18 protein-coding genes are annotated in these 14,530 nt (G+C 65.0%); 14 read left to right on the top strand and 4 right to left on the bottom strand.

Annotated features, from left to right (window positions below):
• Window positions 1–118: 118 nt before the first annotated feature.
• The 4 genes from XF30_RS31440 to XF30_RS31425 all read right to left on the bottom strand — a co-directional run bounded on the left by XF30_RS31440 (window position 119) and on the right by XF30_RS31425 (window position 4,456).
• Window positions 119–754, bottom strand: a complete 636-nt coding sequence (locus XF30_RS31440) for a MarR family winged helix-turn-helix transcriptional regulator (protein ID WP_036006959.1) — start codon at window positions 752–754, stop codon at window positions 119–121.
• 815 nt (window positions 755–1,569) lie between these two features.
• A complete protein-coding gene (fliI, locus tag XF30_RS31435; protein ID WP_036006962.1) occupies window positions 1,570–2,895 on the bottom strand; it encodes a flagellar protein export ATPase FliI in 1,326 nt (441 codons plus the stop codon).
• Between the two features lie 40 nt (window positions 2,896–2,935).
• A complete protein-coding gene (gene flgF / locus XF30_RS31430; RefSeq protein ID WP_109144824.1) occupies window positions 2,936–3,664 on the bottom strand; it encodes a flagellar basal-body rod protein FlgF in 729 nt (242 codons plus the stop codon).
• A 3-nt stretch (window positions 3,665–3,667) separates the two neighbouring features.
• On the bottom strand, window positions 3,668–4,456 hold the full coding sequence (locus XF30_RS31425) for a DUF1217 domain-containing protein (RefSeq protein ID WP_036006968.1): 789 nt from the start codon (window positions 4,454–4,456) through the stop codon (window positions 3,668–3,670).
• Between the two features lie 143 nt (window positions 4,457–4,599).
• Between XF30_RS31425 and motA the strand changes: the two genes are divergently transcribed.
• From motA to flgH, 14 genes are all read left to right on the top strand, one after another.
• The gene (gene motA, locus XF30_RS31420) at window positions 4,600–5,496 is read left to right on the top strand and encodes a flagellar motor stator protein MotA (RefSeq protein ID WP_036006971.1); all 897 of its coding nucleotides are present in this window, start codon (window positions 4,600–4,602) and stop codon (window positions 5,494–5,496) included.
• A complete protein-coding gene (locus XF30_RS31415) occupies window positions 5,493–6,434 on the top strand; it encodes a flagellar motor switch protein FliM (protein ID WP_036006973.1) in 942 nt (313 codons plus the stop codon). The genes motA and XF30_RS31415 overlap by 4 nt, the downstream gene beginning before the upstream one ends.
• Entirely contained in the window at window positions 6,415–6,729 is a 315-nt protein-coding gene (locus XF30_RS31410; RefSeq protein WP_036006976.1) for a hypothetical protein, read from the top strand. Before XF30_RS31415 ends, XF30_RS31410 begins: the two co-directional genes overlap by 20 nt.
• 76 nt (window positions 6,730–6,805) lie before the next feature.
• Window positions 6,806–7,180, top strand: coding sequence for a flagellar motor switch protein FliN (fliN, locus tag XF30_RS31405; protein ID WP_036006979.1), 375 nt, complete (start codon window positions 6,806–6,808; stop codon window positions 7,178–7,180).
• A gap of 2 nt (window positions 7,181–7,182) precedes the next feature.
• Entirely contained in the window at window positions 7,183–8,223 is a 1,041-nt protein-coding gene (locus XF30_RS31400) for a flagellar motor switch protein FliG (RefSeq protein WP_109144823.1), read from the top strand.
• A gap of 13 nt (window positions 8,224–8,236) precedes the next feature.
• Window positions 8,237–9,322: a flagellar biosynthesis protein FlhB gene (gene flhB, locus XF30_RS31395; RefSeq protein WP_109144822.1), complete on the top strand. Its 1,086-nt coding sequence runs from the start codon at window positions 8,237–8,239 to the stop codon at window positions 9,320–9,322.
• A 64-nt stretch (window positions 9,323–9,386) separates the two neighbouring features.
• Entirely contained in the window at window positions 9,387–9,788 is a 402-nt protein-coding gene (gene flgB / locus XF30_RS31390; protein WP_109144821.1) for a flagellar basal body rod protein FlgB, read from the top strand.
• Window positions 9,789–9,799: 11 nt separating this feature from the next.
• Window positions 9,800–10,216 (top strand): flagellar basal body rod protein FlgC, encoded by a 417-nt coding sequence (gene flgC, locus XF30_RS31385; protein WP_036006988.1) that lies wholly within the window; start codon window positions 9,800–9,802, stop codon window positions 10,214–10,216.
• Window positions 10,217–10,218: 2 nt separating this feature from the next.
• Complete coding sequence (gene fliE / locus XF30_RS31380; RefSeq protein WP_109144820.1) at window positions 10,219–10,548, top strand: flagellar hook-basal body complex protein FliE; 330 nt, start codon at window positions 10,219–10,221, stop codon at window positions 10,546–10,548.
• An 18-nt stretch (window positions 10,549–10,566) separates the two neighbouring features.
• Window positions 10,567–11,355, top strand: a complete 789-nt coding sequence (gene flgG / locus XF30_RS31375) for a flagellar basal-body rod protein FlgG (protein WP_036006992.1) — start codon at window positions 10,567–10,569, stop codon at window positions 11,353–11,355.
• A gap of 13 nt (window positions 11,356–11,368) precedes the next feature.
• On the top strand, window positions 11,369–11,845 hold the full coding sequence (gene flgA / locus XF30_RS31370) for a flagellar basal body P-ring formation chaperone FlgA (protein ID WP_192893306.1): 477 nt from the start codon (window positions 11,369–11,371) through the stop codon (window positions 11,843–11,845).
• Window positions 11,842–12,972, top strand: coding sequence for a flagellar basal body P-ring protein FlgI (flgI, locus tag XF30_RS31365; RefSeq protein ID WP_036007006.1), 1,131 nt, complete (start codon window positions 11,842–11,844; stop codon window positions 12,970–12,972). The genes flgA and flgI overlap by 4 nt, the downstream gene beginning before the upstream one ends.
• Window positions 12,973–13,039: 67 nt before the next feature.
• The gene (locus tag XF30_RS31360; RefSeq protein WP_036027426.1) at window positions 13,040–13,786 is read left to right on the top strand and encodes a MotE family protein; all 747 of its coding nucleotides are present in this window, start codon (window positions 13,040–13,042) and stop codon (window positions 13,784–13,786) included.
• On the top strand, window positions 13,787–14,494 hold the full coding sequence (flgH, locus tag XF30_RS31355; protein WP_057030122.1) for a flagellar basal body L-ring protein FlgH: 708 nt from the start codon (window positions 13,787–13,789) through the stop codon (window positions 14,492–14,494).
• The last annotated feature ends 36 nt before the right edge of the window (window positions 14,495–14,530 follow it).

Here is a 14,530-nt window from a genome sequence, read left to right as displayed (position 1 = left end):
TTCCCCGCCTTCGCGGGGAGTGACAGCCGTCACTCGGAGAGCGAGCTATCGCCTCATACTCCGTCATTGCTTCGCTTCGCTCGCAATGACGTTGATGGAGCGCCGCCTCTTGGCGGCCTCAGCCCTGGCTCGCCATGCGCTCGCGGTCGAGATGCTGCTCGATCTTGGGGCGGTCACGCGTGCGCTCGAAGCTGGTGCAGAGCAGCTCGGTCTCCTCGAGCGAGATCGGAGCACGATAGAGCCGGCACATGAATTCGGCGTTTCCACGCCCCTTGCCGGTGCCCGGCCCGCGCTCTGCGAGAAACATGCAGTCCCGGCAGATGCTCGCTTCGAGCCGCTGATGGGCAGCATCGAGGTGATTGAGGATCTCGCGGAGAGAGTCGCGCAGCCTGATGCACTCCTCGGTCCCGAGCGACGTCACCGCGTTGACCACGTGATTGATCGGGTCGTGCTGGCTCAGGCATTTCTCGCCCTGCGGCGTGACGTGCAGGACGACGGAACGCTTGTCCTCATGCGACGGCTTTCGCACCAGGAACGACTTGCTCTCCAGAGTCTTCACGATCTGCGACGCCGTCGCGCGTGTGGCGCCGATGAAGCCGGCCAGTGCGGACGGCGTGCGCGAAAACCTGTTGGCGCGCCCGAGAAAGCGCAGCGCCATCCATTCCCGATCGCGCAATCCATGCTGATTGCCTTCGAAATACCAAGCCCGCGCCGCCTGAACCAGCAGCTCGACGGCTTCCCGCGCCAATGGCATGAATCTACCTCGTCCCCGGAACTTCGTCTGCGGCGTCCCGAAGCCGCTTTGCGCCCTGAGTGTCAGACGAGCATGCCCTGTCGAACTCTCGCACAATGGCGCGGATCGCACCGCGCCCGACCTCGGCCGATGAGCGTCGCATCGTCCGCAGCGAGAAGCCGTATCGCTGATGGCATGCCAACGGCGTGGTCGTCGCGCGGGAGCTCGGGTTGCCGTCGCCGGCAAACGGTGGATCGGAGTAGCTCAACCGAAGCCCCCAAAGTTCAAGTCACAAGCAGACGTTTCTTATACTCAACCAAAACGATGGATGAGCTTCTCAACAAAATCAAGTAGAGACCCTCTCACAGGCTGGATGTCGTGGCAGGCGAATGTAACGTTCAAGGGCAATCTCGTTGTTCGGGACACATGATGGTGAACGCAATACATGGCGCGGCGAGTAATATGCACTCGATATTGTGAGAGTTTGATTGCACGCGCGTTGTTGTCTTGCGTTGATGCAAACTGATCGAAGCTTGTGCATCACGATGACGTTTGGCGGCACGTCATCCACAACTTGTGCGTTCTGCCGCGGAATCGTCGAGGGAACTCATTGGAATTGCACGCGGCGGTTGTTCCCGTCGTGCTTGCAGAATAGACTCTTCGATCGCTTGCACAGCGCTTGCCAGCTCGTGCACACCGCAAACGGCGAATTCGCTCACGACGAAAATGGGTGAGCCGGTGTGCACGCGCATGCGCTGGAAGCGTAGCGACATGCGCAATCTCCTGTCGAAAACCACGGGCAGGGCGGACGGCAGGCGCCTCACCCTCTCCACCCGTCAGTCGCCCTTGAGCATGTCCCGAAGCTCGCGGAACGGATCGGCGCTCGGCGGGGCCGATGCGCCCTGTCGCATCGCGTTGTAGATTCGCGGAACCATCTCGACCGCCTGGTCGAGGCCCGAATCACGTCCCGGCTGATAGCCGCCCATCAGGCGAAGGTCGCGCGTGTCCTCGTATTTCGCGATCATGGCGCGCAGCTTGCTCACCAATTCGCGCTCCTCGGGGTCCCAGACGTTGTGGGCGAGGCGGGAGACCGAGGCCAGAACGTCGACGGCCGGATAGCGCGCCTGGTCGGCGATGTGCCTTGAGAGCACGATGTGCCCATCGAGCGTGCCGCGGATGGTGTCGGCGATCGGCTCGTTGTGATCGTCGCCGTCGACCAGCACGGAGAAGATCCCGGTGATGGTGCCGGATCCCTCCTCGCCCGGACCGGCGCGCTCGAGCAGGCGCGGCAGATCGGTGAAGACCGTCGGCGCGTAGCCGCGCGCCACCGCGGGCTCGCCGGCGGCGAGCGCGACCTCGCGGGCGGCGTGGGCAAAACGGGTGATCGAATCCACCATCAGCAGGACCGATTCGCCGCGGTCGCGGAAATATTCGGCCACCGCCATCGCCGTCTTCGGCGCCAGTCGCCGCATCATCGGGCTTTCGTCGCCCGTCGAGACGATTGTGACAGCGCGATGACGGTCGTTGCCCAGCACGTCCTCGATGAACTCGCGCACCTCGCGGCCGCGCTCGCCGACCAGGGCCAGCACGACCGTATCGAAGCCCTGGCTGCGGGCGAGCATCGCGAGCAGCGTCGATTTGCCGACGCCCGATCCGGCAAAGATGCCGACGCGCTGGCCGGCGCAGACCGGCGCGAACAGGTCGATGACGCGTACGCCGGTGCGCAGCGGCTTGTGCACGCGCGCACGCTTCATGGCCGACGGCGCCTCCGCCTCCGCCGAGACCGCCTGCGACCCTTGCGTGAGCGGCCCCTGTCCGTCCAGCGGCGCGCCGAGGGCGTTGATGACGCGGCCCTTCCAGCTCGGATCGGGCGCGAAGGACAGCGGCGGCATCCGGTAGGCCGCCGAGCCGAGCCCGCCGCCAAATTGCCGGTCGAACGGCTTGGCGATGATGCCGTCGCTGTCGATCCGCACCACCTCGCCGATCTGGCGCTTACCGCCGCAATCGACGCCGATGAGCTCGCCGAGCCTGACGAAGCGCGACAGGCCGGAGACGCGGAAATGCGTCGGCGCGATCTCGGAGATCGCGCCGCTGACGCTTGCCAGGGGAGTGCTCTGCTGAAGCTCCAGCAGCGCCCACTCGAGTTGCCGAAGAGCGTTCAAGGAAACCGTCCAACCTCATCCTGCGCGCTTGGCGCGTAATCTACTTGCCGGGTTCGCCGAGGGTCCGGATCGCGTTCTGCAGCGAGCTCTCGGTGCCCTCGATCATCGAGTTGGTGCCGTCGAAGGCGCGCGAAGCCGAGATCAGCCGCGTCAGCTCGAGCATCGGATTGGCGCCGGAGCCTTCGACATAGCCCTGCTTGAAGCCGTCCCGGGAGAAGTCCGCGATGGCGGTCGCAGGCCGGTCGGGCGTCACGCCGGAATTGCCGTAGCGTTCGAGAGTGGCGTCGGCCGGAATGCTGAACAGGCCGATGGTGCCGATCTCGTTGTTGTCCTGGATGATTGCGCCGCTGCGCGCGATCGAGATCGGTCCGCCGTTCGGGTCGAGCGTGATCTGCGCGCCGCCGGAATCGACGATCGGAAAGCCGCTCACGGTCTGAAGATCGCCGTTGGGGGCGATCTGGAGCCGGCCGTCGCGCGTGTAGACCGTGCCGTTCGGACCGGCGAAGGCGATCCAGCCCTGGCCGACCACGGCGACGTCGAGCGGGTTGCCGCTCTCGGTGATGTTGCCCATCTCTCGCGAGATGATGTTGTCGCCGGGCGAGGAGAACGCCACCGGCGTCGGCCCCGCCTTGGACAGCACGGTCTCGAACTTCACCACGTCGGTGCGGAACGCGGCCGTGTTGACGTTGGCGACGTTGTTGGCGATCGTCTGGAGGCGCTTTTCGAGGGCGACCTGCGCCGACAATCCCACATAGAGAGCCGATTGCATGACTTACCTGTTGAACTTGATGTTCTGAAGCGTCGTGAGCACGTTGGTATCCATGCTGACCGACGTCGCGGCGCCGGCGATCAGGACCAGCGCGGGATTGGTCGAGCTGTCGTTCCGGGCCTGGGTCGCATCCCACATCGCCGCAAAGCGCTGCACGAACTTGGTCACCTTGGCGGGATCCTGGAAGTCGGTGAGCTTGATCTTGTCCGCGATCATCTTGGCCTGGGCGTCGATGTTGGCTGCGCTGATCGTCGACGGCAGGCCGAGCGCGGTCTGCACCACCTGCGTCAGCGCCTTGTCGGCCAGGATCTGGTAGGCGGTCGTGATCGTGGAAGCCTTGCGGGTGAAATACAGCGCCAAACGCAGGCCTTCGTTCTGATCGCCGGCCTTCTCCTCCATCGTCTGCGTGACGTATTGGGTCGCGGTGCCGGTCGTGGCCGCGGCGGTCTGGGTCGCCTTGTCGCCGAGTGCGGCGAAATTGAAGGCGGTCGCGAATTGCCGGTAGCGGGTGTCGGTCAGCTTGTTGGCGAAGGCGTCCTTGCTCGTGACCCCCTCGGTCAGCACCTTGCGCATGAACGCCTTGGCGTAGGTCATGTCGCTGAGGCCATAGGCCTTCATCGCATAGGAATAGAGACGATAGTCCTTCAGGAAATCGTCGATGGTCTTCACTTTGCCGATATGGCCGAGGAAATAGTCGGTGTCGCGGCTGACGTCCGGCTGCTTCGCGACCTGCGTCAGCGACTTGCCCATGTCTTTGGTCAGCCTGGTGTAGTCCGCGATGGTGGATAGCATGACACGCGCCCCTCTGGCCGCAGGTCGCGACCCCGCTTCAAGCTGCCGCCAATTGCTTGCGCGGGGCTGGCGACCTCGAAGCCAGCTTCGCGCAAGCGTCGCCGACTAGGTATTCCAGGTGGGATCGGCGATGGAGCGGCGCGTTGGGCAGTTTCGTGGGGATTTTCATCACGGTAGCGGCGCTGCTCGGCGGCTTTGCCGCCATGGGCGGGCACCTGGCCGTGCTCATGCAGCCGTGGGAGTTCGTGATCATCATGGGAACCGCGGTCGGCACCTTTATCGTGGCCAATCCATGGAAGACGGTGGTGGACACGGGCGTCGCCTGCATGCAGGCCATCACCGGCGCGGTGCCCGGCCAGCGCTACTACCTTGACCTGCTCGGCGCGCTCCACGCTCTGATGCGCGAGCTGCGTGGCAAGGGGCGCAACGAAGTCGAGGCGCATATCGACGATCCCGCCTCCTCCGAAATCTTCAAGGCGTTCCCCAGCGTGCTCGGAGATCCCTCGCTGCTCCAGTTCATCTGCGACTATGTCCGCCTGATCATCATGGGCAATGCGCGCACGCACGAGATCGAGGCGCTGATGGACGAGGAGATCCATACCATCGTGAAAGGCAAGCTGGCGCCCTATCATGCGCTGGTGACGGTGTCCGAGGCGCTGCCGGCGCTCGGCATCGTCGCCGCCGTGCTTGGCGTCATCAAGGCGATGGGCGCGCTCGACCAGTCGCCGAAGCTATTGGGCGGATTTATCGGTGCAGCCCTGGTAGGCACCTTCGCAGGCATCTTCCTGTCCTATGGCGTGCTTTCGCCCTTCGCGATCAAGATCAAGATGACGCGCGAGAAGAAGTGTCGGCCCTACATCATCGTCAAGCAGACGCTGCTGGCATTCATGAACGGTGCCATGCCGCAGATCGCCGTCGAGCACGGCCGCAAGATGATCTCCAGCAGCGAGCGTCCCTCGATCGACGTCGTCGAAAACGAGACGATCGCAGGTCCCAAGCCCGTCGCTGCCGACGCTGAACCCAAGGCGGCGCGCGCATGATGATGGAAGACGCAGAAGTCGACCAGCGCAAGCAGCTGCCGAACTACCTGCTGGACGCTGCCGGCATATCGATCGAGCGTATGCCGATGCTCAATGTGATCTTCGATCGCATGGCGGCATCGTGCACCGACAGCCTGCAGCCGATGGCCGGAACGCCCTGCTATTTCTCGGTCAACGGCATCACCAACGATCCGCTCGGCGACATCATCAAGGACTACGAGGGCAACGCGGTCGCGGCCGTGCTCTATGCCGAGCAGTGGGATTCGCGCGTCATTATCATGCTCGACCGCGACTTCGTATTCACGATGGTCGAGGCGATGTTCGGCTCTGACGGAGCGGAACCGCCGCTTGACGTCGAACGGACGTTCTCGAACATTGAGATACGGCTGGTCCAGGCGCTGTTCGAGCGGTTCGCCAAGGCGCTGCAAGGCGCCTTCGCCGGAACGTCCAACGTCACCTTCCGCGTCGAGCGTGTCGAGACCGCGATGGCGTCGCTGGCGATCGGACGCGCCAGCAACATGTCGATCTGCGCGAACATGATGGTGCAGGCACTCTACCGCGGCGGTCAGATGTTCCTGATCATTCCGCACTCCGCGCTCAACCCGCTGCGTCAGAAGCTCGCTCACGTGGTCGTCAGCGACGGTCGCGCCGCCGACCCACGCTGGCGCGAACAGATGGAAAGCGAGGTGCAGCGGACCGAGGTGACCCTCAGCGCCGTCCTCGACGAGAAGATGGTGACGCTCGGCGACGTCGTGAAGTTCGAGGTCGGGCAGGTGCTCGAGCTCGAGGCCACGCCGCGCACGCTGGCCCGTCTCGAAAGCAACAATCAGGTGTTGTTCTGGTGTCAGATCGGCCAGCTCGACGGCTATTACGCCATGCAGGTGGCAGATCCCGTCGATCAGAAGCGGGAGTTCGTCGATGATATCCTATCTCGTTGATATCGTGCTGCTGGTTGCGCTCGCCTTCACCAGCCTGCGGGTGACCAGGATGCATCGCGAGCTGGCGCGGCTGCGCAGCTATCAGGGCGAATTCTCAACCATCATGCACGAGACCGCGGGTGCCTTCGACACGGTCATCACCGCGGCGCACGATTCCACGGCGAATCTCGGACGCCTCGCCAACGTGCTGAGCACGAAGATCGACCAGGCTCACGAGGCGATCGCAGCGCTCGATGCGCGCAGCGGGCTCGCACCCGCGGCGACGGCCGCGACCGCCGAGCTGAACAAGCACTGAATGCCGGCACCGGCAGAGCAATACGGCCGGAACGCCACGGCGCTCCGGCAGCGGAAGTACCAAGAGGCGATACCATATGGCGCAATCATTCGACTACGAGTCTGCACCTGCATCGGCTGAGACCGAGACGTCACCGCTGGAACGCCTGGCCGAGATCGCCCAGCGCACGGCCGAGGAGACCGGCAAGTTCGCCAATGTCGACGCCATCTTGCGCATTCCCGTCACCATGCAGGTGGTGCTGGGATCGGCGACCATTCCGGTGGCGAACCTGATGAAGCTCGGACGCGGCGCGGTGGTTCCGCTCGATCACCGGGTCGGGGAGCCCGTCGACGTCGTCGTCAACGGCCGCATCGTCGCCCGCGGCGAGGTGGTCGTCGTCGAAGAGGACAATTCCCGCTTCGGCGTCTCACTCACGGAGATCGTCGGACCGCTGGGGCAGGGTGATACCTGACCATGGCGGCACCGGTCGGCATCGCTCCCGTCAAGCAGCGAGGCGTTACCACGCTGGGCGGCACGGAAAAGGTCGCCGCGCTCCTGCTGGCCATGGGCCGGCAGGCGGCGGCGAGCGTGCTTCAGCAGTTCGAGCCGCAGGAGATCCGCATCGTCACCAAGGCGGCGGCGGAGCTGCGGCCGATCACCGCGCAGGAGCTCGAGGGGATCGTCGAGGAGTTCGCCCAGCAGTTCTCGATGGGCGCGAACATTCTCGGCACCCTCGGTGGCCTGGAAGCGGTGCTCGGCGACGTGCTTCCGGCCGATCAGGTTTCGGCGATCATGACGGACCTACTCGGCAATTCGAGCCGCTCTGTGTGGGACCGCGTCTCGTCGGTGTCGGAAAATTCGCTGGCCACCTACCTGTCCAAGGAGCATCCGCAGACCGCGGCGCTCATCCTGTCCAAAGTCAAGCCGTCCTGCGCCGCCAAGGTCATGAGCCAGCTGCCGTCGAGTCTGCGCAACGAGTTGATGCGGCGCGTGCTCAGCCTCAAGCCGATCGTTGATGACGCGATGAAGGTCCTCGAGAAGACGCTGCACGAAGATCTGACGCTGAATTTCGCCCGCAACCTCGGCGCCGACACCTACGCCCGCGTCGCCGACATCATCAACAAGATGGAGCGCGGCCACATCGAGGACATCCTGAAGAGCCTGTCGGAGAAGCGTCCGAAGTCGGCCGAGGTGCTAAAGGAGCTGTTGTTCACCTTCGACGACGTCATCAACCTGGCGCCGAAGGCGCGCACCATGATCTTCGACCAGGTTCCGACCGACCGCATCGTGGTCGCACTGAAGGGCACCGACAAGCATTTCCGCGAGGTGATCCTGTCCGCGGTCGCCTCGCGCGTCCGCCGCGTCGTCGAGGCCGAGCTCGCGATCGGCGAGCCGTCCAACCAGCGCGACGTGCTCGAGGCGCGCCGCGTGATCACCGACCTTGCGCTCGAGCTGGCGGAGAAGGGCGAAATCGAGCTCAACCCCGAGCAGGAGGATGAGCTGGTCTTCCGCTGACCGCTGAACGGGCATGGCAGAAACATCCGATCAGGAGAGCAAGACAGAAGAGCCGACCGAGAAGAAAGTCCGCGATGCGCTCGAACAGGGCAAGATTCCGGTCTCTCGGGAGGCCTCCATTTTCGCCTCGATGGCCGCGCTGATGGTGATCCAGGCATTCCTGATCGGCCAGGGCGTGCAGCAATTGACGCCGACGCTGAAGAGCCTGCTCGACGATCCCGAGGGCTTCCCGCTCTCGACCGGTGCGGACGCGCAGAACCTGCTCACCGTGGTCGGCCTGCAGGCGCTGCGGTTCCTGGTGCCCTTGGTGGTCATCCTGGTGGTGTTCGGGCTCGCGGCCTCGCTGCTGCAAAACGCGCCGCGCCTGGTGCTCGAGCGGATCAAGCCTGACTTGTCGCGAATCTCTCCCGTCACCGGCTGGAAGCGGTTGTTCGGGACGCAGGGCCTGATCGAGTTCGCCAAGTCGCTGTTCAAGCTCGCCGCGGTGACCGCCGTGGTCGCCTTCGTGCTGCGCGCGTCCGAAGCAAGGGCCTTCGAGGCCATGTACACCGACCCGGTCGCACTGCCGGAGATGATCCTCAACCTCGCGATGCGCATCGTCTCGGCGATCTGCATCGCCACCATCGTGCTGGTGGCGATCGATCTCGCTTGGGCGCGCTTCCACTGGCGGCGCGAGCTGCGCATGACCAAGCAGGAGATCAAGGACGAGCACAAGCAGGCGGAAGGCGATCCCCTGATCAAGGCGCGCCTGCGCTCGCTGGCGCGCGACCGTTCGCGCCAGCGCATGATCGCCTCGGCCTCGCGCGCGACGCTGGTGATTGCCAATCCGACGCACTTCGCGATCGCGCTGCGCTACAAGCGCGAGGAAAACGCCGCGCCGCTGGTCGTGGCCAAGGGCATGGACGTGATCGCGCTGAAGATCCGCGAGATTGCCGAGCAGAACCGAATCCCCGTCATCGAAAACAAGGCGCTGGCGCGCGCGCTCTACGAGGCAGTCCAGGTCGATCAGGTGATTCCGGCGGAATTCTTCCGGCCCGTTGCCGAGATCATCTACTTCCTCCAATCCAAGCAGGCGCCACGGCCCGAGAACGTCCGATAGATTTCCGAGGATGGTACTTCGCGCAACAGCTTGACGAAAGCTTAACGCCCTAGGCTCGTCCCGAATGGATCAGAATGGGGCCGTCGTGGGACCGCTTTTTCTCTTCGAACTCGCATCGTCGCAGGCGCGCTATCTCGAGCTGCGTCAGTCGACCATCGCCACCAACGTCGCCAACGCCAACACGCCGGGCTTTCGGGCGCGCGACGTCGAGCCGTTCAACAAGGTGCTCGATGGCATGCCGGTGAGGCTTGCGACGACGTCGCCCTCGCACATGCAATTGGCCGCAGCCGAGACCGACACGCGGGCGACCGCGAAGAAGGACAGCTGGGAAGTGGTTCACTCCGGCAACTCCGTCAGCCTCGAGCAGGAAATGATCAAGGGCAGCGACGTCAATCGCGACTATTCGATGAACGCGGCGATCGTGCGGTCGTTTCACCGCATGGTGCTGTCGAGTGCAAAGTCCTGAGGTGAATTGACATGCTGGACTCATTGAGCGCCTCGCTGACGGTCGCAAGCTCCGGGCTCGAAGCGCAGTCGACGCGCATGCGCATCGTCTCGGAGAACCTCGCGAACGCCACCTCGACGGGGCGCGCCGCCGGCGCCGATCCGTATCAGCGCAAGACCATCACCTTCGATGCGGCGATGGATCGCGCCTCGGGCGCGCAGCTCGCGAAGGTCAAGGAGATCGGGGTCGACACCACGCCCTACCGCGTCGAGTACGATCCGGGGCATCCCGCCGCCGACAAGGCCGGCTACGTCAAGCTGCCGAACGTGAACATGATGATTGAGATGGCCGACATGCGGGAGGTCAACCGCTCCTATGAGGCCAATCTCCAGGTCGTGAAGCAGGTGAGGTCCATGCTCGGCATGACCATCGATCTCTTGAGGAGCTGACCATGCTTGAGGCGATTTCATCCACCGCGATTTCCGCAGGGCAAGCCGCGAGCCGTGCGACCGAGACGCAGGCCGTCTCGCCGGCGGCGTCCACCGCGATCCAGACCAGTGACGACGTCGGCTTCGAATCGGTGATGAAGCAGGTGACGTCGGATGCGATCGGGACGCTGAAGGCGGGCGAGGCGGCATCGATCTCGGCAATGCAGGGCAAGGAATCGACGCGCCGCGTCGTGGAAGCGCTGATGTCGGCCGAGCAGGCCCTGCAGACGGCGGTCGCGGTTCGCGACAAGGTCGTCCAGGCCTACCAGGAAGTCGTTCGGATGTCGATTTGATCTGAAGGAGTGGGACCAGTGAAATCGCTCGCCATCGCGGCCACGGGCATGAACGCCCAGCAGACCAACATCGAAGTCATCGCGAACAACATCGCCAACATCAACTCGACCTCCTACAAACGGGCGCGCGCGGAGTTCACCGATCTGTTCTACCAGATGGACCGCATGCAGGGGGTCGCGAACACCAACGGCTCGTCGCCGATTCCGGAAGGTGCCAATCTCGGCCTCGGCGTCAAGTCCGCGGCGATCCGCAAGCTGCACATCCAGGGCGCGCTGACGCAGACCGGCAATCCCTATGATCTCGCGATCAACGGACGTGGCTGGTTTCAGGTGCTCGGCCCCAACAACGAGGTGCAATACACCCGTGCGGGCTCGTTCAACGTCAACGCCAACGCTCAGCTGGTCACGATCGACGGTTACCTGCTGGATCCCGCGATCACCATCCCGCAGGGGACGGTCGAGGTCACGGTCAACCAGACCGGCCAGGTGTTTGCCAAGCTCGACACGGAAGTGAATCCGCGGCAGATCGGCCAGCTCAACCTCGCCAACTTCGCTAACGAAGCGGGTCTCGAGCCGCTGGGCAGCAATCTCTACAAGGAGACCACGGCGTCCGGCACGCCGGTCGTCGGTCTGCCGGGCGATGCCGGCTATGGCAAGATCAACCAGAAATGGCTCGAAGCCTCGAACGTCGACCCGGTCAAGGAAATCACCGAGTTGATCTCGGCCCAGCGTGCCTACGAAATGAATGCCAAGGTCATCCAGGCCTCGGATGAAATGGCCCAGACGGTCTCGAAGGGCATGCGCTAGTTCCGGTGTCTCGATGTTGAACAGGGTGGGCCTGATCGTGCGCGGGTTGGCCGCCGTGCTGCTGGTTCTCGCCGCGGCGCGGGCCGCCGCGGCCGAGGAGAAGCGGCTTCCCGTACCGGCCGTCTCGATCCGCGCCGGCGAGATAATCCGCGAGGAGATGATCACCGAGCGCGCCTTCGCGCCGAGCCTGCTCGGCGTCGCCATGTTCATCGAGGCGCGTCAGATCCTGGTCGGCCGCATGGCGCGGCGCGCGCTGTTGCCGGGCCAGCCCATTCCGACGAACGCGGTGGAGGACCCCTGGACCGTCGCGCGCGGCGCCATGGTCAAGGTCGTGGTCGAGGACAGCGGCCTCTCCATCGTCACTTACGGCTCGGCCATGCAGTCGGGTGCGGCCGGCGCGCTGATCCCCGTGCGCAATACGGACACCGGCGTGATCATCAGGGGCGTCGTCCAGCCGGACGGCAGCGTCAAGGTCATGGACGGGTCATGACCAGGCTCCTGCTTGCGCTCATGCTGCTGGTGTCGGCCGCCGGCGCCCAGGCCGCCGTCCGCATCAAGGACATCGCGGACATCAAGGGTTTGCGCGAGAACCAGATCGTCGGCTACGGCCTCGTCATCGGCCTCAACGGTACCGGCGACACGCTGCGCAACGCTCCGTTCACCGAACAGTCCCTGCAGTCGATGCTCGAGAACATGGGCATCAACGTCAGGAACGAGACCACGAGCACCAACAATCCCCCGCGTCCGACCACGCTGCGCACGCGCAACGTCGCAGCGGTGATGGTGACGGCGGACCTGCCGCCTTCGATCGGGCCCGGCGAGCGCATGGACGTCACCGTGTCCTCGCTCGGCGATGCGACGTCGCTGCTCGGCGGCACATTGGTGATGACGTCGCTGCGCGCGGCGGACGGCGCCGTCTATGCGGTGGCACAGGGCGCGATCACGGTTGCCGGCTACAGCGTCGGAGGCCAGGCGCAGAACGTCAGCCAGGGCACGCCGACGGCCGGGCGCATCCCGAACGGTGCGCTGGTCGAACGCGAGGTGCAGGGAAGTCTCCACGAGATGGAGTTCCTGGTGCTACAGCTGAAGAACCCGGACTTCGTCACCGCAACGCGCATCCTCGACGCTGTCAACCGCTACGCCGGCGGTCGCTACCGCGCGCAGATCGCCTTCGAGCGCGACTACCGCACCATCGTGCTGTCGAAGCCGCGTCATGTCGGCCCTGTTCGCTTCCTCGCCGAGATTGGCGAATTGGTGGTCGAGCCGGATACGCCGGCGCGGGTCGTGATCAACGAGCGCACCGGCACGGTCGTGATCGGGCGCGACGTGCGGATATCCACCGTCGCCGTGACCCACGGCAATCTGACGGTTCGCGTCACGGAGATGCCGGTTGTGTCGCAGCCGGCGCCGTTCTCGCGGGGACAGACGGTGGTCGTCCCGCAGACCGTGGTCGAAGCCAACGAGGCCGGATCGCAGGTGGCGATCCTGAGCGGGGTCGATCTCCAGCGCCTGGTGCGCGGGCTGAACCAGATTGGCCTGAAGCCATCGGGGATTATCGCGATCCTGCAGGCGATCAAGACGGCAGGCGCGCTCCAGGCCGACGTCATCGTGCAATGATGCGCAAGCGTCGTGCAAGCTTGGTCGCTCAATGCTCAGGTCTGAAGCGAGAATCGCACGCGGCCCGATGCTGAAGCTGGATCACAAAGGCAAACTCCTCCTGCTGGCCGCGGCAGCAATGCTCGCGAGCGCCTCGCCCGCGCTCGCCTTGGACGAGGCCAAGCCGTCGAAACCGCTCAACCTGCTCTCCTTCGCCCGCGCCCGCGCTGGCGGACCGCAGAAGCCGCAGCCGTCGGCCACCGCGACACCTGTCGACAATGCGTCGGTCCGGGCCACGGCATGGGCGGCCGAAGATTCGGGCCCCGCGGTCACCGGTGCGGTGCCGGAGACACCGGCGCCTGCCCGTCCGGCTAAGCCTGGCAGCGTCACGGCGCCGCCGAAGCCTGCACCGCCGCAGGCTGCGCCGCCCCCGGACAACGAAATCGCGCTGTTCTGCAGCAACGTCGCCGATCCCGCCGTCGATGCCAGGCTGGCCTGGCAGCTCAAGGAGCTCGAGAAGGCCGAGAGCCTGCTGCGCGAGCGCATCGCCGAGGTCGAGGCCAAGCGCGCCGAATACGAGAAGTGGATGGCGCTGCGCGACGACTTCCTGAAGAAGGCCGAAGCGAGCGTCGTCGAGATCTATTCGCGCATGAAGCCCGAAGCTGCGGCGACGCAGATCGCCGGCATGGCCGACGAGACCGCGGCCGCAGTGCTCGCCAAGCTCAGCCCGCGCAGCTCGAGCGCGATCTTCAACGAGATGGACACGGCACGCGCGGCGCACCTCGCAGACCTGCTCGGCGGCATGCGTCGCGTGGACGACGGAAAGAGCAAATAGATGACCAAGCCGATCCTCATCCTCTCGCTGCTCGCGGCGTCCGTACTTCTGGCCGGTTGCTTCCATGATCCGGCCGAAGTCCTGACCGGTCCGCAGATGTCGCCCGTCGGCAGCGGCCTGCGGATGCAGGCCGATCCGATCCCGGTGACGCCGCGCATGCGCACGCCCGTCAGCTATCGCTCGACCTGGGACGACGGCACCGATCTCTACCGCGATCCGCGCGCCCGCCGCACCGGCGACGTCGTGACGGTGATCATCTCGATGCAGGACAAGGCCAAGCTCGACAACAAGACCGGCCGTTCGCGCGATTCGCAGGTCAAGTTCGGGCTCGACTGGCTGATGGACATCGCTGGATGGAACGACACGGGTTCGGCCAACGCCAATCTCAGCACCAATACCCAGATCAAGGGCAACGGCCAGATCGACCGCACCGAGGACATCAGGCTCTCGATCGCGGCCGTCGTCACCGACGTGCTGCCGAACGGCAATATGATGATCAGCGGCTCGCAGGAATTTCGCGTCAACACGGAGATGCGCGTGCTCAAGGTCGGCGGCATCGTGCGTCCGCGCGATATCTCGCGAGCCAACACCATCTCCTACGACAAGATCGCCGAGGCGCGCGTGTCCTATGGCGGGCGCGGAAATCTGTCGGACGTGCAGCAGCCTGGATGGGGACACCGGATCTATGACGCCGTGGCACCATTCTGAGGCCCGAGCCGGCTGGATCGCGCCGCGATGGCAGGA

The organism is Bradyrhizobium sp. SUTN9-2 (assembly GCF_003122645.1).
In the GTDB taxonomy this organism is placed as follows: domain Bacteria; phylum Pseudomonadota; class Alphaproteobacteria; order Rhizobiales; family Xanthobacteraceae; genus Bradyrhizobium; species Bradyrhizobium yuanmingense.
Note: the sequence above shows the minus strand (reverse complement) of the source record. Positions and strands in the feature narration are given on the sequence as shown.